An 18,227-nucleotide genomic window follows, 5' to 3' on the forward strand; every position below is an offset into this window, starting at 1 on the left:
CCGAGGCTCACCCCACCTCCGGCACCGTGATCCCCCAGGCCCCCTCCACCACCCGCCACGTCCGTCTCCGTACCGGCCCCGACACCACCGCGTCCGCCCGGTAGCGGAAGTCCGCCCCGGTCACCGTCACCGTCCTCCCCGAGGCCAGCAGCGGCGACGCCTCCGCCCCCACCGAGAGCGGACGGACCTCCACCTCGGCCACACCAGCCGTGCCCGGGATCACCGAGACCGCCTCCACCGGCTGGTCCAGGTCGACGAGGGTCTCCCCGTCGACCTGCACGCGCAGCCGGGACGGCCCGTGCGCCGGGACGGTGGAGGAGAGCCGGGCGGGGCGGGGGCCCAGGGTGCGGACGAGGGACTGGTAGGTCGTACGGAGCCAAGGGCGGCCGGGGACGGCAGCGGGCACGGGCTCGGGCGCCTGCGCCACGGGCACCGGAGGTATCCGCAACGCGCCCAGCACCACCCCGTCGCTGTCGTCGACCAGCAGATCCATACGGCGCTCCACCCCGTCCAGCACCGCCCGGGCCGCCGCCACCGCCCCCGTCGGCACGCCCAGCGCCTCCGCCAGGGCGGGGGAGCCGCCGACCGGCACCATCGACAGCACGCATCCGGCCAGCTCCCGATGGCGGTGGAGCAGGGACACGGCCCGGGCCAGGGCGCGGTCGTCGCCCACGACCACCGGCCGCCGGGAGCCTCTTCGGCGCAGTGCCCGGGCGAATTCCTCGGGATCCTCCGGCAGGCACACCTTGGCGGCCGCACCCGCGCTGAGCACGTCTTTCGCGATCCGCACCGCCTCTCCGTCCGTCCGCCGGGCAAGGGGATCGATGATCACCAGCAGCTGATCGGACGTCGCGAAAGTCGCCACCTCGGTCCTGCCTCGCTTCCTCGGGTAGCATCTTTGTGCAAGAGCCCCTTGCGCTATTGCGCCAGGGGCTTCGTCTATTCCGGGGCATCCGGTCCGACGGTTGTGCGGCCAACGACGGTCGCGGTGGTACGCGGCGGTGAACCTTACGCGTACGCCCCTGACCTTGGACATGCCCCGCCCGGAAGGGGTGTACGCGCGTGCCCGCACTTGTGCTGCTCGGTGCTCAGTGGGGTGACGAAGGCAAGGGAAAGGCAACCGACCTGCTCGGTGGCTCGGTGGATTATGTCGTGCGATACCAGGGCGGCAACAACGCCGGCCACACGGTGGTCGTCGGAGACCAGAAGTACGCACTCCACCTCCTCCCTTCCGGAATCCTCTCGCCCGGTTGTACGCCGGTCATCGGTAACGGTGTCGTCGTAGACCCGTCGGTCCTGCTCTCCGAGCTGAGCGGACTCAACGAGCGCGGTGTCGACACCTCCAAGCTCCTCATCAGCGGCAACGCTCACATCATCACGCCGTACAACGTCACCGTCGACAAGGTGACGGAGCGCTTCCTCGGAAAGCGGAAGATCGGCACGACCGGGCGCGGGATCGGCCCGACGTACGCCGACAAGATCAACCGCGTCGGCATCCGGGTGCAGGACCTGTACGACGAGTCGATCCTGACCCAGAAGGTCGAGGCGGCCCTCGACGCCAAGAACCAGATCCTGACCAAGCTCTACAACCGGCGCGCCATCGCCGTGGAGCAGGTGGTCGAGGAGCTGCTGGGCTACGCGGACAAGCTCGCGCCGTACGTCTCCGACACCGTCCTGGTCCTGAACCAGGCGCTGGAGGAGAACAAGGTCGTGCTCTTCGAGGGCGGCCAGGGCACGCTGCTGGACATCGACCACGGCACCTATCCCTTCGTCACCTCCAGCAACCCGACCGCCGGCGGTGCCTGCACCGGCGCGGGTGTCGGCCCGACGAAGATCAGCCGGGTCATCGGCATCCTGAAGGCGTACACCACGCGTGTCGGCGCGGGCCCCTTCCCGACGGAGCTGTTCGACGAGGACGGCGAGGCGCTGCGCCGCATCGGCGGTGAGCGGGGCGTGACCACGGGCCGCGACCGGCGCTGCGGCTGGTTCGACGCCGTGATCGCCCGCTACGCGACCCGGGTGAACGGCCTGACCGACTTCTTCCTCACCAAGCTGGACGTCCTGACCGGCTGGGAGGAGATCCCGGTCTGCGTGGCGTACGAGATCGACGGCAAGCGGGTGGAGGAGCTGCCGTACTCGCAGACCGACTTCCACCACGCCAAGCCGGTCTACGAGACCCTGCCGGGCTGGTCCGAGGACATCACCAAGGCGAAGTCCTTCTCCGACCTGCCGAAGAACGCGCAGAACTACGTCAAGGCGCTGGAGGAGATGTCGGGCGCCCCGATCTCCGCGATCGGCGTCGGCCCGGGCCGCGACGAGACGATCGAGATCAACTCTTTCCTGTAGGGCCCGTATCACCGCCGTCCCTTGGGCCGGTCAAGGACATCCTTGGCCGGCCCTCGGGCTGCTCCGGGAACGAGGGGCCCTCCGGACAACCGGCCGTCGGCGGCCGGTTCGGGCCCGCGCCCCGCGCCGCCCCTCAGCTGAAGACGATCATCGACCCCTGCGCCAGACTCCGCGTCGCCGCCGCGTGCAGTCCCAGCCAGACGTGCCGCTCGCGGGCGAAGGGGCTGGGGTCGTACGGAGCGGGGACGGCCGGTTCCTCCAGCTCCGTCGGCGCCGACGGCGGCTGCGGGGCCGCCGGGGGGTTGGCCGGATCGATGCCGATGGAGGGCGCCACGAGCTCCAGTTCCCGCAGCAGGGTCTGGGAGGAGCCCAGCGGGCCGCCGCCCGCGAGGAGGTCGTCGTTCGAGAGTGGGTGCGGGAAGTCGACGGGCACGTACGCGCCCGCGTGGTCGTAGTGCCACACGAGGTGGGACTGCTGGGCCGTCGACTCGAACATCTCCAGCAACTGCTCGTAGTCACCGCCCAGTTCGTCCACCGGCGTCACCGGCAGCCCGCACACCTGGAGCAGATAGGCGCGCCGCAGGAAGTGCAGCGCGTCGTAGTCGAAGCCGGCCACCGGGGCGACCTCGCCGGACAGGCCCGGCATGTACTGGTACACCGGCACCGGCGGCAACCCGGCCTCGGCCAGCGCCTTGTTGTATTGCGAGAGTTCCTCGGCGAACGGGTTGTCCGGGGTGTGGCACAACACGTCGACGAGCGGGACCAGCCACAGGTCACAGGCCAAAGAGGGCTCCTCGCATCAGCACGCGTACAGCATGGTGGTCAGGGAAGGGTAGTCGGTACGGCATCGTGTCGGCTCCCCTCGTGCAGGTCCCATACCCACACCCCAGCGGTCCACGTCTCATCCTTCGGCCAGCCGCTCGATGAGCTCCAGGGAGTGCGCGTTGTACGCCGCGACGATTCCGCGGGCGGTCGCGGAGTCCCGGCGCGCGAGGGCGTCGACCAGCTCGGTGTGCCCGGACCACAGATGGCCGCGCAGATCGGACAGGTGGCGCAGGTGCTGCACCGTGCACACCCAGGACTGCACCCGCAGCCGGTGCAGGAAGTCCGCGAGGTAGGGGTTGCCGAACAGGGTGCTGAGCTCGCGCCAGAAACGCAGGTCGTAGCCGATCAGTATGGTGAGATCACCGGCCGCCGCCGCGCGCTGCGCCTCCTCGCCCCGGCGGCGCACCCCGGCCAGGGCGGCCACCGTACGGGGGTCGTCCACGTTACGGAGGCTGTCGTGGCCCCCGGCGAGTGCCTGGAACATGCCGTCGGTGACCAGGCTGCGCGCCTCGATCATGTTCCGGTAGTCGGCCGGCGTGTACTCCGGCACCCGGAAGCCGCGGTGCTGGTCGGCCTCCAGCACCCCCTGCGCCGACAGGTCGACCAGCGCCTCCCGGACCGGCGTCGCGGACACCCCGTACTGGTCCGCGATCTCCTTCACGGTGAACTCCAGCCCCGGCTGCAACCGCCCGGCCAGTACCTCGTCACGAAGCGCGTCCGCGATCTGCTGCCGCAGGGTACTGCGGGTCACGGCACCGTTGCCGGGCATGGTCGGGGGGCTCTCCTCACACGTGCGGGGCGTACTCGCTCATATCTACGAGCACGCCACCTTACGCGTTCGGAGGCTGCGCGATCCCCCGCCCCAGCAGCGATCCCGGGTGTCTACGCGGTGTACTCGTCGGCCACGCTCAGCGCGGCGTCCAGCACGGCCAGCCCCTCCTTCAGCTCCGCCTCGGAGACGTTGCACGGCGGAACCACATGCGTCCGGTTCATGTTCACGAACGGCCACAGCCCCCGCTGCTTCGCCGCCCCCGCGAACGCCGCCATGGCCGCGTTGTCCTGCCCGGCCGCGTTGTAGGGAACGAGCGGCTCCCGGGTCTCCCGGTCGCGCACCAGCTCCAGCGCCCAGAACATCCCGACCCCTCGCACCTCGCCCACGCTGGGATGCCGCTCGGCCAGCGCCCGCAGGCCCGGCTCCAGTACCGACGCCCCCAGCGAGGCCGCGTTCGCGACGATCCCCTCCTCCGCCATCACGTTGATCGTGGCGACGGCCGCCGCGCAGGCCAGCGGATGACCGGAGTAGGTGAGCCCGCCGGGATAGGCCCGCTTGCCGAAGGTCTCCGCGATCTTCCCGGAGATCGCGACACCGCCGAGCGGCACATACCCGGAGTTCACGCCCTTGGCGAAGGTCATCAGGTCGGGCACCACACCGAACAGGTCGGCCGCGAACCACTCCCCGGTCCGCCCGAACCCGGCCATGACCTCGTCCAGGACGAAGACGATCCCGTACTTGTCGCACAGCTCCCGCACCCCGGCCAGATAACCGGCCGGCGGGACCATGATCCCGGCCGTGCCCGGAATCGTCTCCAGGATGATCGCGGCGATGGTCGACGGCCCCTCGAAGGCGATCGTCGTCTCCAGGTGCTCCAGCGCCCGCGCGCACTCCTGCTCCTCGGTCTCGGCGTAGAAGCGGGAGCGGTAGAGGAAGGGCGCCCAGAAGTGCACGACCCCGGCGGCGGCGCTGTCGGAGGCCCAGCGGCGCGGGTCGCCGGTGATGTTCACCGCCTGCTGGGTGCCGCCGTGGTACGACCGGTAGGCCGACAGCACCTTCGGGCGCCCGGTGTGCAGCCGGGCCATCCGCACCGCGTGCTCGACGGCGTCCGCGCCGCCGTTGGTGAAGAAGATCTTGTCCAGGTCCCCGGGCGTCCGCTCGGCGATCAGCCGGGCCGCCTCCGACCGCGCCTCGACGGCGAACGCGGGCGCGAAGGTCGACAGGGTGGCGGCCTGCTCCTGTATCGCGGCGACCACCTTCGGGTGCTGGTAGCCGATGTTGGTGAAGACGAGCCCGCTGGTGAAGTCCAGGTACCGCTTGCCGTCGTAGTCCCAGAAGTACGACCCTTCGGCGCCGGCGACGGCGAGCGGGTCGATGAGCTCCTGCGCGGACCAGGAGTGGAAGACGTGCGCACGGTCCGCGGCCTTCACGGCGGCGCCGGCCTGAGGGTTGGGCTGAGGAGTCATGGCGGTGAGCGTAGATGTCCGCGATGCGGAATCGGTATCGGCGTCCTGTTCCGTGGACGGGGGGTTTCCACGACATGGTGTCGACATTCGCGCGGTGCCGCGGCGGGCGACCTGTTACGGAACCGTAGACACCGCTCGATGCGGCGTGGATCAGTGCCGCACTATTCTCGGTCTGTTGCACACGCGCAGATTTCGGGCCTATCGGGGGAGGCGGCGTGGCGATGGAAAAGCTGGGGCCGGGGGATCCGCAACGCATCGGGGCGTATCGGCTGCTGGCGCGCCTGGGCGCGGGCGGCATGGGGCATGTGTATCTCGCCCGGTCGGACCGGGGCCGTACCGTGGCCGTGAAACTGGTGCGCGAGGAGCTCGCCGAGCAGGAGGAGTTCCGCGCCCGGTTCCGGCAGGAGGTGCAGGCCGCGCGGCGGGTCGGCGGGCACTGGACGGCTCCCGTCCTGGACGCGGACACCGAGGCCGCCGTCCCGTGGGTGGCCACCGGGTATGTCGCCGGGCCCAGCCTGCAGCAGGTCGTCGGGCGCGATCACGGGGCGCTGCCCGAGCGGTCGGTGCGGATCCTCGCGGCCGGGCTCGCGCACGCGCTGAAGGACATCCACGCCGCGGGGATCGTGCACCGCGACCTCAAGCCGTCCAACGTGCTGGTCACCATCGACGGGCCGCGGGTCATCGACTTCGGCATCGCGCGGGCGCTGGAGACGCTGGCCGGGGACGGCCTCACCCGTACCGGCTCACTGGTCGGCTCGCCCGGGTTCATGGCGCCCGAGCAGGTGCGCGGCGACCGGATCACGCCCGCCTGCGACGTCTTCTGCCTCGGCTCGGTCCTCGCCTACGCCGCGACCGGCAGGCTGCCCTTCGGCGCCGCCAACAGCGGGGTGCACGCGCTGATGTTCCGCATCGCCCAGGAGGAGCCCGACCTGGAGGGCGTCCCCGAGGGCATCGCCGAGCTCGTCCGCGACTGCCTCAGGAAGGACCCGGCCGCACGTCCGTCGCTGGACCGGATCCTGGAGCGCACGGGCGCGGAGGACACGGTGTCCGGGGGCCGCTCCCGGGATCCCTGGCTGCCGGCCGCGCTCGTGGCCCAGCTGGGGCGGCACGCGGTGGGGCTGCTGGAGGTGGAGGATCCGGAGGGGGGCCCGGAGGCCGTGAACGGCGCCCAGCCGGGTCCCGTACCCGGTCCCGGGGGCGACCGGATGCCCGATCCCACCCCGGCCTGGGTGAAGAGCCAGCAGCAGGCCCCCTCGCCCGGTCAGGACCGTATGCCCGACCGCAGGCCGGACCCGGTCCCCACGGCCTCCCCCGAGCACGCCCCCGCCTCCGACGACGCCTCCTCGCCGCCCCCGCCGGGGGACCTCAGGCCGCAGGGGCAGCCGGGTGTCGGCGCGCCGCTGAACCATCTGCCCACGATGGTCGCCGGCCGGACGCCGCCGCCCGGGGCGCCCCCGGCGCACCCCGCGTACGGCCACCCCCAGCAGCATCCCCAGCAACCCGCCTACGGCTACCCGCAGCAGCCCGGCGCCGGTGCCTGGCCGCCCGGTGCCCAGCCGCCGTACAACCCGTACGCGGGCGGTATCGGCTCCACCCCGCCGTACGGTCCGCCGCCCGTCGGGCTCGGGCCGCAGGAGCCGCGGCGGAACGGGCGGTCCACGGCGCTGCTCGTGGTGGTCGCGCTGGTCGTCGCGCTCGCCGCGGGCGGCTCGGTGTACGCGCTGATGAAGGGCGGCGGTGAGGACACCGCCGACGGCACCGTCAGCCCTTCCCCGACCACCGGCGCGCCCACCACCCCGGGGCCCTCCCCGACGACCTCGGCGCCTGACTCGCCGAGCCCGTCGGAGTCGTCGCAGCCGTCGGACGGCGCGGTCCCGGCCGGTTACCTGGGCACGTGGACCACGTCCATCGACAACGCCCTCGGGCACCACACCCGGGAACTCACCATCCAGCAGGGCGAGGTGGGGGACACGGTCCTCACGCTGGTCGCCGACGGGCCCACCGACGGCGGCGCCGACTACCACTGCGTGTTCGAGGCGGATCTGGCCGAACAGCCCGGCGGAGACGGCCCGTTGGAGATCGGCCCGTCCACCGTCAGCGTCGGCGGGGAGAGTTCTTCCTGCACGCCCGGCGAGGCCACCGAGGTCACGCTGCTGTCCGACGGCAGGCTGAAGCGGGCGAAGAACGGCAGCGGGGAGAGCCTGACTTACACCAAGGAGTGAGGGCCCCGGGCCGGGGCGCACCCGGCCCGGGTCAGCGGGGCTCGGGCGGGCGCTGGCGAGGCATGTTCGGGCGGGCGGGCCCGGCCGGGAGGGAGAACCGGCCGGGAGCGGCGAAGGCCGTCTCCGGCCGCGCCCCCGACGCCACCGCGGTCTGGGTGCCGATCGGCGCCGGACCCGTGCGGAACTCCACCATCCAGTCCGCCGTCTCCGCCCGCACCAGCTCCGTGACGTCCTCGGAGAACCTCCGCAGCACCCCGAGACACCGCTCCGCGGCCTCCCCGGCCGTGCCCTCCGTCGGCCCGAGCACCTCCCGCACGCTCTCCGACGCCCAGTCGAACTGCAGCGCCTGAAGCCGTCGTTGCACGGCCTGCGCGGTGGCCACGTCCCTTATCCACCCGGAGGTCACCCCGAAGAACCGGTCCACGGCCACGCACGCCACGGCCAGCATCAGGGCCAGATACCCCCAGGAAGCGACCTCGCCGACGACCGCGGTGAGATCCAGCAGGGGCAGCGCGGCCCCGCACACCGCCCCGAGCGCGGCTCCGGCCCGCAGCGTACGGGCCGTCCGCCGTTTCCACACCCGGTCCGCGAGGTACCAGGCGGCCGTGTCCAGTGCCCGCTGCTCCACCCACCGGTACAGCTCGTCGAGCCGCTCGGCCGGCTCGCCCCAGTCACCGTGCGGAAACGGCCGCCCGGTCAGATCGCCCGGCCGCAGCCCGGCCGCCCCCTCACCCCGCCCGTCCTGAGGCGGACCCTCGGGCTGCATCTCCGGCTGACCCACCCGGCACTCCCTACTGATTCCGACCGACTGATGTCCGACCGACCGGTTACGGTCCGTCACGCTGCGTGATATCGGATGCCGATGCGCGGAACCCTTCCTACCGCCCAATGGGTGGCGAAGGCGTGGGTTCGGCCGTTTTTCCGCCCGTAAGAGGGCCTTGATCAGGTATAGGACCGGCCGTTGTGTCACCCGAAAGAGTGACGGGGCGACGGCTGCGTGGACCACGTAGGCTCGTGCACAACGGAGGAAACGACGAATCCAGGAGCTGATCGTGATTCCCGGTGGTGGCCAGCCCAACATGCAGCAGCTGCTCCAGCAGGCCCAGAAGATGCAGCAGGACCTGGCGAAGGCCCAGGAGGAACTGGCGAACACGGAGGTCGACGGGCAGGCGGGCGGCGGTCTGGTGCGGGCCACGGTGACCGGCTCCGGCGAGCTCCGCGCGCTGAAGATCGACCCCGAGGCTGTGGACCCGGACGACACCGAGACCCTCGCCGACCTGATCGTCGCGGCCGTGCACGCGGCCAACGAGAACGCGCAGACCCTGCAGCAGCAGAAGCTGGGCCCGCTGGCCCAGGGGCTGGGCGGCGGCAGCGGTATTCCGGGCCTGCCTTTCTAAGACCGGCCACCCCCAACTACGGTACGTACCGTAAGACTCCAGGAAGGCAGTCCGTTGTACGAAGGCGTGGTCCAGGACCTCATCGACGAGTTGGGGCGGTTGCCCGGCGTCGGTCCCAAGAGCGCGCAGCGGATCGCCTTCCACATCCTGCAGGCGGAGCCGACGGACGTACGGCGGCTCGCGCAGGCCCTCCTCGAAGTGAAGGCGAAGGTCCGCTTCTGCGCGACCTGCGGCAACGTCGCGCAGGAGGAGCTGTGCGGCATCTGCCGTGACGCGCGCCGGGACCCGGCCGTGATCTGCGTCGTGGAGGAGCCGAAGGACGTCGTCGCGATCGAGCGGACGCGCGAGTTCCGTGGGCGCTACCACGTGCTCGGCGGCGCGATCAGCCCGATCGAGGGCGTCGGCCCCGACGACCTGCGCATCAGAGAGCTGCTGGCCCGCCTGGCGGACGGTACGGTCACCGAGCTGATCCTCGCCACCGACCCCAATCTCGAAGGCGAGGCCACGGCGACGTACCTCGCCCGCATGATCAAACCCATGGGCCTGAAGGTCACCCGCCTGGCCAGCGGCCTCCCGGTGGGTGGCGACCTGGAATACGCGGACGAGGTCACCCTCGGCCGCGCCTTCGAGGGGAGACGACTCCTAGATGTCTGACGCCACGCTGCACGCCACGACGCAGAACCCGGACGACTTCGCGGTCCAGATCGCGGACCAGGTGGAGAGCTTCCTGGTGGCCGTCACGGAGGTGGCGAAGGGCGACGAGCCCGACTCGGCCGTCCCCTTCCTCCTCCTGGAGGTCTCCCAGCTCCTGCTGGCCGGCGGCCGGCTCGGCGCGCACGAGGACATCGTCCCCGACGAGCGCTACGAGCCCGACCCGGGCCCGGAGCCCGACGAGGACGAACTCCGCGAGAACCTGGCCCGCCTGCTGGACCCGATCGACGTCTACTCCGAGGTCTTCGACCCCTACGAGCCCCGCCGGGCGCCCGTCCCGGCCCGGATCTCCGACGACCTCGCCGATGTCATGGCCGACCTGCGTCACGGCATGGCCCACTACCGCGCCGGCCGCACCACCGAGGCCCTGTGGTGGTGGCAGTTCTCCTACTTCTCCAACTGGGGCGGCACCGCCTCCGCCACCCTCCGCGCCCTCCAGTCCCTGGTCGCCCACGTCCGTCTCAACCAGCCCCTGGCGGAACTCGACGGCCTCGACACCGACCAGGACCTCGGCGACGAGATCCTGGAGGCGGAGGCGGGCCGGGTCATGCAGGAGGAGATCGCGGGGCCGCTGGGCCTGGGCCGGGAGTGACGGCGGGTGTAGCCCGCTACACCTCCGATCCGGGAGTGCGCTCCCTCGTCGCGGACCTCTCCGAACGGGATCGTTGATCTCGCAAGCAAGCAAGCAAGCGAGCGAGCGAGTCGCGAATCCCCGAGGAGTCCGTCATGAAGGCCCTGCTGTCCTCCCGTCACGTCCTGTGGTTCCTGTTCCTCTTCAACGCCGTCGTCGCCGTGGCCGCGCCCTTCGTGGTGGACGGGACGCAGGGCGTCATGACCGCTGCCGGGATGGGTGTCGTGTCCCTCGGCGCGGGGGTGAGCCTGGTGCGGGGCCGCCCCAGGACTCTGTGAGCCGGGGCACGTTTCGCGTGACAGCGCGTGGGCTGGGCATGTGCTGTTCGGGCGAGCGGCCGACATCTCACCATGCGATATCGCGGAGGGGAGTTTCGGACGCTCGTTAGACTGAGCCGACCGCAGTACATACCGGAGCGAGGAGCGCACGTGGGCCTTGTCGTGCAGAAGTACGGAGGCTCCTCCGTAGCCGATGCCGAGGGCATCAAGCGCGTCGCCAAGCGGATCGTGGAAGCGAAGAAGAACGGCAACCAGGTGGTTGTCGTGGTTTCCGCGATGGGCGACACGACGGACGAGCTGATCGATCTCGCCGAGCAGGTATCCCCGATGCCTGCCGGGCGCGAGTTCGACATGCTGCTGACCGCCGGAGAGCGGATCTCCATGGCCCTGCTGGCCATGGCGATCAAAAACCTGGGTCACGAGGCCCAGTCGTTCACCGGCAGCCAGGCAGGTGTCATCACCGACTCGGTCCACAACAAAGCCCGGATCATCGATGTCACGCCGGGCCGGATCCGGACCGCGCTGGACGAGGGCAACATCGCCATCGTCGCCGGGTTCCAGGGCGTCAGCCAGGACAAGAAGGACATCACGACCCTGGGTCGCGGTGGTTCCGACACGACCGCGGTCGCCCTCGCGGCGGCCCTGGACGCCGAGGTCTGCGAGATCTACACCGACGTCGACGGCGTGTTCACCGCCGACCCGCGCGTGGTGAAGAAGGCGAAGAAGATCGACTGGATCTCCTTCGAGGACATGCTGGAGCTCGCGGCCTCCGGATCCAAGGTGCTGCTCCACCGCTGTGTGGAGTACGCCCGCCGTTACAACATCCCGATCCACGTCCGCTCCTCCTTCAGCGGGCTGCAGGGCACGTGGGTCAGCAGCGAGCCAGTCGTTCAGAAGACACAGCAGCAAGGGGAAAAGAAGGTGGAGCAGGCCATCATCTCCGGTGTCGCGCACGACACCTCCGAGGCCAAGATCACGGTCGTCGGTGTGCCGGACAAGCCGGGCGAGGCCGCCGCGATCTTCCGCACCATCGCCGATGCCGAGATCAACATCGACATGGTCGTGCAGAACGTGTCCGCCGCCTCCACGGGTCTGACGGACATCTCCTTCACGCTGCCGAAGACCGAGGGCCGCAAGGCCATCGACGCGCTGGAGAAGAACAAGGCCGGCATCGGCTTCGACTCGCTGCGCTACGACGACCAGATCGGCAAGATCTCCCTGGTCGGCGCGGGCATGAAGACGAACCCGGGCGTCACCGCCTCCTTCTTCGAGGCGCTGTCCGACGCGGGCGTGAACATCGAGCTGATCTCGACCTCCGAGATCCGTATCTCGGTCGTCACCCGCGCCGACGACGTGCCGGAGGCCGTGCGCGCCGTGCACAGCGCCTTCGGGCTCGACTCCGACACCGACGAGGCCGTCGTCTACGGAGGCACCGGGCGATGATCCGCAGACCGACGCTCGCGGTCGTGGGAGCGACCGGAGCCGTCGGCACGGTCATGCTCCGGATCCTGTCCCAGCGCGCGGACATCTGGGGCGAGATCCGTCTGATCGCCTCCCCGCGCTCGGCCGGCCGCAAGCTGGCCGTGCGCGGCCAGGAGGTCGAGGTGGTGGCCCTGTCGGAGGAGGCCTTCGACGGGGTCGACATCGCCATGTTCGACGTCCCCGACGAGGTCTCCGCGCGGTGGGCGCCGATCGCCGCCGCCAAGGGCGCCGTGGTGGTGGACAATTCGGCTGTCTTCCGGATGGACCCGGACGTCCCCCTGGTCGTCCCCGAGGTCAATCCGCACACGGTCAGGGCCCGCCCGCGCGGCATCGTCGCCAACCCCAACTGCACGACCCTGTCGATGATCGTCGCCCTGGGCGCGCTGCACGCCGAGTTCGGGCTGCGCGAGCTGGTGGTCTCCTCGTACCAGGCGGTGAGCGGGGCGGGCAGGGCCGGCGTCGAGACGCTGCGCGCCCAGCTGTCCCTGGTCGCCGGTACGGAGCTGGGGACCAGTCCCGGTGATGTGCGGCGGGCCGTGGGGGACAGCACCGGGCCGTTCCCGGAGCCGGTCGCGCTGAACGTCGTACCGTGGGCCGGGTCGCTGCGCGAGGACGGCTGGTCGTCGGAGGAGATGAAGGTGCGGGAGGAGTCCCGCAAGATCCTCGGACTGCCGAAGCTGCCCGTCGCCGTGACCTGCGTGCGGGTCCCGGTGGTCACCACGCACTCCCTCACCGTCCACGCCCGCTTCCAGGGCGAGGTCACCGTCGACGGGGCCCGTGAGATCCTCGCCACAGCCCCGGGTGTCGTGCTGTGCGACGACCCGGCCGCCGGTGAGTTCCCCACCCCCGCCGATGTGGTGGGCACCGACCCGACCTGGGTCGGGCGGGTGCGGCGGGCGCTCGACGACCCCACCGCGCTCGAACTCTTCGTGTGCGGCGACAACTTGCGCAAGGGTGCCGCGCTGAACACCGCGCAGATCGCCGAGCTGGTGGCGGCGGACTTGTAGCGCGGCTCACGGGGTGCGGCAAAACCGGTGGATGGGAGCGCGCCCATTTATAGGATTTATTTAAGAAGTGTGGCCCGGAGCATGGTCCGGACCACTTGATCCGGGCCCCCTCGGCGACCGAAGATTTTCCTCCCCGCCCTCCGCAACCAAGCGGAGGGCGGGGAGCGTCTTTGCGGTCACCCTTCCGGGGCGTGGGACGCATGATCCTGGCGTGGGGACGCCGTGATCGGGGCGTGGGGACGCCCGTTCATATGGGATACAAGGGAAGAGCGGGACGCATGGCGGCAAGTGAGGCACCGTCGGAGGTACTGCCGGGAGCGGAGACGCCGTCGGCCGCGTCGGGCGACGCAAAAGTGATGCCCGGCACGTACAACCCCCACGGGGGGAAGCGTGTCCAACTGGCGTGGCAGAGGTACTCGACTTCACTGCGGCGACCCGCGGCACGGCCTTGCGGCCCCGCGCGGCGCTCCGACCCCGCATGCCCGGCACGCCCGGCGGCATGCCGGTGATCGCGCCCATGCCCGCAGCGCGGCCCACCCGCATCCCGAACCAGCGCGACGGCGTACCGACTCAGCGCGACGGCGCCGAGGAGGCCGTGGCGGCCGGAACCACCGTCGACCACCTCACCGAGACCTACCGGGCGCACTACCGCTCGCTGCTGGGCCTCGCCGCGCTCCTCCTCGACGACACCGCCTCCTGCGAGGACGTCGTCCAGGAGGCCTTCATCCGCGTCCACTCGGCCCGCAAACGCGTCCGAGACCCGGAGAAGACGCTCGCCTACCTGCGCCAGACGGTCGTCAACCTCTCGCGCTCCGCGCTGCGCCGCCGCATCATCGGCCTGAAGCTGCTCTCCAAGCCGATGCCGAACATGGCGAGCGCCGAGGAGGGCGCCTACGACCAGCTGGAGCGCCGCGACCTCATCAAGGCGATGAAGGGCCTTCAGCGCCGCCAGCGCGAGGTCCTCGTCCTGCGCTACTTCGCCGACATGACCGAGGCCCAGGTCGCCGAGACGCTCGGAATATCCCTGGGCTCGGTGAAGGCGTACGGCTCACGTGGCATCGCGGCCCTCCGGGTGGCCATGGAGGCGTCGGCATGAGCGACCGCGTCGAAGAGGGCGGGTCCCATGACCGCCACGAGCCCTACGCCTGGCACGAGCCGACGGAGCGGCCCGAGCAAGAGCACACGCCATCGCACGCTGGGAACGGAACTGTGAACCACGGCCCCGATGACCAGGGCCCGGAGGGGCTCGCCTCGGACGAGCTGTCTGTGCGCCGGATGCTGCAGTCGGCCGTCGAGGACATCGAGCCGCGCGACGGCACCCTGGACCACCTGCGCCGCGCGGTGCCCGCACGGCGGGCGCGCAAGCGGCAGGCCGTCGTCGGCATGGCCGCCGCGGCGCTCTTCATCGGCACCGCGATCCCGGCCCTCGTCCATGTCTCCAACTCCGCCGGCTCCGACCCCAACACCTCCATGGCCGGCCAGGCCTCCCAGGAGCAGGGCGACAGCTCGGCCAAGGAGCCGGACGGCGGCGCCAGCACCTCGGGCGGCTCCAGCGGCAAGACCGGCGGCAAGGGCAAGGACGGCACGAAGGAGACCGGCAAGGGCAAGGGCACGGGCAACAGCTCCGGCGCCGGCAGCGGTACGGGACCCACGGCCTCCGCGGGCACCAGTGCCCCGGTGTGCACGGCGGCCCAGCTGGGCTCCGCCACCGGGAGCGCGAACGTCCCCGACTCCGCCGGCGTCGTCTACGGCGTCTTCCGCGTCATCAACATCTCCTCCACCAGCTGTACCGTCGGCGGTGCGGGCAGCGTGAGCGCCCTCGCGCAGGGCGCCGCGGACCCCGCCAAGATCACTGTCGTCCGGCACGCGGCCGGCGACCCGGCGGCCGGCCTGCCCGACCCGTCCCTGGAGGTCACCGGCCTGGTCCTGCTGCCCGGCGCGGCCTACGAGGAGAAGTTCGCCTTCGTCCCGTCGGAGACCTGCCCCACGACGAGCGGCGGCACGGACACCGGCGGCTCGGACACCGGCGGCGCCACCCCCGACCCGACCCCCACCCAGGACACCAGCACCACGGGCGGCACGGACACCACCGGCAGCACCAGTTCCGGCACCACCACCCAGCTCCTCCCCGAGGACGGCACGGCGGACGGCAGCATCGTGGTCTCCCACACCCCTGAGACGGGATCACCGACGCCGACGGCGACGGTCGCCAACGCGTGCGCGGGAGCCGTGTACTGGACCGGGGTGCTGGCGGGGTCGTAGCCGGGGGAGCCGGGGTCAGACCGCCGCGGTCTCCTCCTCCGGCACCAGCCCCAGCGCCGCGTCCCTCGCGAACTCGACCTCGCGGCGCAGCAGCCGGAACCACATGAACACCACGAACCCCGCGAAGACGAACCACTCCCCGGTGTAGCCGAGGTTCTGGAACGCCTTCAGGTCGAGACCGGTGTTCGCGGGCGCGCTCGCGGGCACCTCCTTCATGCCCGAGTCCCCCTTGTCGAGCGTGACCCAGGCGTCGTACACCCGGTACGGCACCAGGTTCACCAGCGACGCCGAGCTGATCGCCGCGGTCTGCCCGGCCGGCAGCCCGCCCGCGGCGCTGACGCCGTTGTCCCCCGGCGTCTCGGACGCCTGCAGTGCCCCGGTGACGGTGACCTCACCGGACGGCGCGGCGGGCGCCTTCGCCGGGTCCGCCGTGCCGGGCAGCCACCCGCGCACCACCGGCAGGGCCTCGCCGGAGCCGGTGCGCAGCAGCGTCAGCACGTAGAAGCCGCGCTTGCCGTCCAGTTCCCGGTCGGGGACGAGGAGCTGCTTGCCGTACCGGCCGGTCGCGGTAACCCGCTTGCCGGACGTGCTCTGGTCGACGGGCAGCAGCTCGGCCAGCGGCCGTGCGGCCTCCTTCCGGGCGGACGCGACCTGCTCGCTCGCGTCGCGGTGGTCCCGCACCCGCCCCTCGAACCGGCTCAGCTGCCACGACCCCATGAAGACGCAGAACGGGATGGCGAGCAGCACGAAGACGTTGATGCCCCACCAGCGGGGTGTCAGCAGAAACCGGTACACACCACAACGGTACGGGGCGCCGGTCCGGGGCCCGGCCCGGGGTCGGCGGCCGGCCATGATCGTAAAGTTATCCACAGGCTGCGGACGCCCACCGGCGCATTGTCGGCGGAGCCGGGCAGTATGGGGCCATGACTGGGGCCATGAGTGAGAGCAACATGCCGGACTGGGAGAAGCGCTTTCGGGCGCCGCGGGTGTCACTGCCCGACTGGGCGGAGGACGCGCCGGACCGCTCCCTGTTCGTGTCGAACGCGACGGGGACGTACGAGCTGTACGCCTGGGACAGAGCGACGGGAGAACAACGCCAGGTGACGTCCCGGCCGAACGGCACGACGGACGGCGTGCTCTCCCCGGACGGCGCCTGGATCTGGTGGTTCGACGACAAGGACGGCGACGAGTTCGGCGTCTGGCGCCGCCAGGCGTTCACCGGCGGTGAGGACGAGCTGGCGACGCCGGGCCTGGAACCGTCCTACCCGGCGGGCCTGGCCCTGTCCCGGGACGGCCGTACGGCGGTGGTGGGCCGCTCGACGGACGAGGAGGGCACGACGATCCACGTCGCCCGCGAGGGCGAGGCCCCCTTCGAGCTGTACCGGCACCGCGAGTCGGCGGGCGTCGGCGACCTCTCCCACGACGGCTCCCTCATCGCGATCGAGCACACGGAGCACGGCGACGCGATGCACTCGGCGCTGCGCGTCCTGCGCCCGGACGGTACGCGGGTCGCCGAGCTGGACGACACCGGCGGCGGCACGCTGGAGCTGGGCCTGGAGGTGCTGGGCTTCGCGCCGCTCGACGGCGACCCGCGGCTGCTCATCGGGCACCAGCGCCGGGGCCGCTGGGAGCCGCTGGTCTGGGACGTCGCCTCGGGCGAGGAGACGGACCTGGCGCTGGACCTGCCGGGCGACGTGAGCGCGGAGTGGTATCCGGACGGCACCGCCCTGCTGATCGCCCACAGCTTCAAGGCGCGCAGCGAGCTGTTCCGCTACGAACTGCGCACCCGCGAACTGACGAGGATCTCCACCCCGCCGGGCACGGTCTCCAGCGCGACGGCCCGCCCGGACGGCAGCGTGGAGTACCTGTGGTCGTCGGCCGCCGAGCCGTCCTCGGTCCGCTCCACCACCGGCCGGGTGGTCCTGGACCCGCCCGGTCTGAAGTGCCCGGGCTCGGTCGCCGTGGAGGACGCCTGGGTCGAGGGTCCCGGCGGCCGCATCCACGCCCTGATCCAGAAGCCGGCCGGGGTGACGGGCCCCCTGCCCACCGTCTTCGACCTGCACGGCGGGCCGACCTGGCACGACAGCGACGCCTTCGCCGCCGGTCCCGCGGCCTGGGTGGACCACGGGTACGCGGTGGTCCGGATCAACTACCGCGGCTCCACCGGCTACGGCCGGGCGTGGACCGACGCCCTGAAGCACCGGGTGGGTCTGATCGAGCTGGAGGACGTGGCCGCGGTCCGGGACTGGGCGGTCTCCTCGGGTCTCGCCGACCCCGCCCGCCTGATCCTCACCGGCGCCTCCTGGGGCGGGTACCTCACCCTCCTCGGCCTCGGCACCCAGCCGGACGACTGGAGCCTGGGCATCGCCGTCGTCCCGGTCGCCGACTACGTCACGGCCTATCACGACGAGATGGAGGCCCTGAAGGCGATGGACCGCACCCTTCTGGGCGGCACCCCCGAGGAGGTCCCCGACCGCTTCGAGGCCTCCTCCCCGATCACCTACGTCGACCAGGTGAAGGCGCCCGTCTACATCTCGGCCGGGGTCAACGACCCCCGCTGCCCGATCCGGCAGATCGACAACTACGTCAAGCGCCTCGAATCCCGCGGCGCCGTCCACGAGGTCTACCGCTACGACGCGGGACACGGATCGCTGGTGGTGGACGAGCGGATCAAGCAGGTGCGGCTGGAGCTGGACTTCGCGGCGCGGCACCTCGAGCAGATGGAGAAGACGCGGGTGTGAGCCCGCTCGGACACCGGAGCCGTGGACGTTTGCGCGGCCCGGCTCCGGTGTCGAATGGCAATTTCTTAGGGTTCTATATAAAGCATT

The 18,227-nt window shown here is 71.5% G+C and carries 17 protein-coding genes; 11 read left to right on the forward strand and 6 right to left on the reverse strand.

The annotated features are described in order from the left end of the window. Positions 1-7: 7 nt before the first annotated feature. Entirely contained in the window at positions 8-865 is an 858-nt protein-coding gene (locus tag ACZ7L0_RS16670; RefSeq protein WP_471243176.1) for a diacylglycerol kinase family protein, read from the reverse strand. Positions 866-1,062: 197 nt separating this feature from the next. Between ACZ7L0_RS16670 and ACZ7L0_RS16675 the strand changes: the two genes are divergently transcribed. Beyond that, the gene (locus ACZ7L0_RS16675; protein WP_471243177.1) at positions 1,063-2,346 is read left to right on the forward strand and encodes an adenylosuccinate synthase; all 1,284 of its coding nucleotides are present in this window, start codon (positions 1,063-1,065) and stop codon (positions 2,344-2,346) included. 133 nt (positions 2,347-2,479) lie between these two features. Here the strand turns inward: ACZ7L0_RS16675 and ACZ7L0_RS16680 are convergent, their stop codons facing one another. The 3 genes from ACZ7L0_RS16680 to ACZ7L0_RS16690 all read right to left on the reverse strand — a co-directional run bounded on the left by ACZ7L0_RS16680 (position 2,480) and on the right by ACZ7L0_RS16690 (position 5,409). After that, positions 2,480-3,130, reverse strand: a complete 651-nt coding sequence (locus ACZ7L0_RS16680; RefSeq protein ID WP_471243178.1) for a hypothetical protein — start codon at positions 3,128-3,130, stop codon at positions 2,480-2,482. A 117-nt stretch (positions 3,131-3,247) separates the two neighbouring features. Beyond that, on the reverse strand, positions 3,248-3,940 hold the full coding sequence (locus ACZ7L0_RS16685) for a GntR family transcriptional regulator (protein WP_471243179.1): 693 nt from the start codon (positions 3,938-3,940) through the stop codon (positions 3,248-3,250). A 113-nt stretch (positions 3,941-4,053) separates the two neighbouring features. Further along, the gene (locus tag ACZ7L0_RS16690) at positions 4,054-5,409 is read right to left on the reverse strand and encodes an aminotransferase class III-fold pyridoxal phosphate-dependent enzyme (RefSeq protein ID WP_471243180.1); all 1,356 of its coding nucleotides are present in this window, start codon (positions 5,407-5,409) and stop codon (positions 4,054-4,056) included. A gap of 221 nt (positions 5,410-5,630) precedes the next feature. Between ACZ7L0_RS16690 and ACZ7L0_RS16695 the strand changes: the two genes are divergently transcribed. After that, complete coding sequence (locus ACZ7L0_RS16695; protein ID WP_471243232.1) at positions 5,631-7,631, forward strand: serine/threonine-protein kinase; 2,001 nt, start codon at positions 5,631-5,633, stop codon at positions 7,629-7,631. A gap of 31 nt (positions 7,632-7,662) precedes the next feature. Here ACZ7L0_RS16695 and ACZ7L0_RS16700 read toward each other — a convergent pair whose 3' ends face one another. Next, complete coding sequence (locus tag ACZ7L0_RS16700) at positions 7,663-8,412, reverse strand: SLATT domain-containing protein (protein ID WP_471243181.1); 750 nt, start codon at positions 8,410-8,412, stop codon at positions 7,663-7,665. Between the two features lie 271 nt (positions 8,413-8,683). On the opposite strand from ACZ7L0_RS16700, the gene ACZ7L0_RS16705 reads away from it, so the two are divergent. From ACZ7L0_RS16705 to ACZ7L0_RS16740, 8 genes are all read left to right on the forward strand, one after another. Beyond that, the gene (locus tag ACZ7L0_RS16705; protein ID WP_471243182.1) at positions 8,684-9,028 is read left to right on the forward strand and encodes a YbaB/EbfC family nucleoid-associated protein; all 345 of its coding nucleotides are present in this window, start codon (positions 8,684-8,686) and stop codon (positions 9,026-9,028) included. 54 nt (positions 9,029-9,082) lie between these two features. Then, positions 9,083-9,682 carry a recombination mediator RecR gene (gene recR, locus ACZ7L0_RS16710; RefSeq protein ID WP_132856910.1) on the forward strand — a complete coding sequence of 200 codons (600 nt, stop codon included), beginning with the start codon at positions 9,083-9,085 and terminating at the stop codon, positions 9,680-9,682. Beyond that, complete coding sequence (locus ACZ7L0_RS16715; RefSeq protein ID WP_471243183.1) at positions 9,675-10,331, forward strand: DUF5063 domain-containing protein; 657 nt, start codon at positions 9,675-9,677, stop codon at positions 10,329-10,331. The genes recR and ACZ7L0_RS16715 overlap by 8 nt, the downstream gene beginning before the upstream one ends. A 134-nt stretch (positions 10,332-10,465) precedes the next feature. Then, positions 10,466-10,648, forward strand: a complete 183-nt coding sequence (locus ACZ7L0_RS16720; protein WP_471243184.1) for a hypothetical protein — start codon at positions 10,466-10,468, stop codon at positions 10,646-10,648. Between the two features lie 150 nt (positions 10,649-10,798). Beyond that, positions 10,799-12,091, forward strand: a complete 1,293-nt coding sequence (locus ACZ7L0_RS16725; protein ID WP_471243185.1) for an aspartate kinase — start codon at positions 10,799-10,801, stop codon at positions 12,089-12,091. After that, positions 12,088-13,137, forward strand: coding sequence for an aspartate-semialdehyde dehydrogenase (locus tag ACZ7L0_RS16730; protein ID WP_471243186.1), 1,050 nt, complete (start codon positions 12,088-12,090; stop codon positions 13,135-13,137). The genes ACZ7L0_RS16725 and ACZ7L0_RS16730 overlap by 4 nt, the downstream gene beginning before the upstream one ends. A 403-nt stretch (positions 13,138-13,540) precedes the next feature. Beyond that, positions 13,541-14,233 carry a SigE family RNA polymerase sigma factor gene (locus tag ACZ7L0_RS16735; RefSeq protein WP_471243187.1) on the forward strand — a complete coding sequence of 231 codons (693 nt, stop codon included), beginning with the start codon at positions 13,541-13,543 and terminating at the stop codon, positions 14,231-14,233. Continuing rightward, on the forward strand, positions 14,230-15,399 hold the full coding sequence (locus ACZ7L0_RS16740; RefSeq protein WP_471243188.1) for a hypothetical protein: 1,170 nt from the start codon (positions 14,230-14,232) through the stop codon (positions 15,397-15,399). Before ACZ7L0_RS16735 ends, ACZ7L0_RS16740 begins: the two co-directional genes overlap by 4 nt. Before the next feature lie 15 nt (positions 15,400-15,414). Here the strand turns inward: ACZ7L0_RS16740 and ACZ7L0_RS16745 are convergent, their stop codons facing one another. Beyond that, on the reverse strand, positions 15,415-16,194 hold the full coding sequence (locus ACZ7L0_RS16745) for an SURF1 family protein (RefSeq protein WP_471243189.1): 780 nt from the start codon (positions 16,192-16,194) through the stop codon (positions 15,415-15,417). A gap of 140 nt (positions 16,195-16,334) precedes the next feature. On the opposite strand from ACZ7L0_RS16745, the gene ACZ7L0_RS16750 reads away from it, so the two are divergent. After that, positions 16,335-18,140 carry a S9 family peptidase gene (locus ACZ7L0_RS16750; RefSeq protein WP_471243190.1) on the forward strand — a complete coding sequence of 602 codons (1,806 nt, stop codon included), beginning with the start codon at positions 16,335-16,337 and terminating at the stop codon, positions 18,138-18,140. Positions 18,141-18,227: the final 87 nt, after the last annotated feature.

This window comes from Streptomyces sp. NPDC039424 (genome assembly GCF_055639495.1).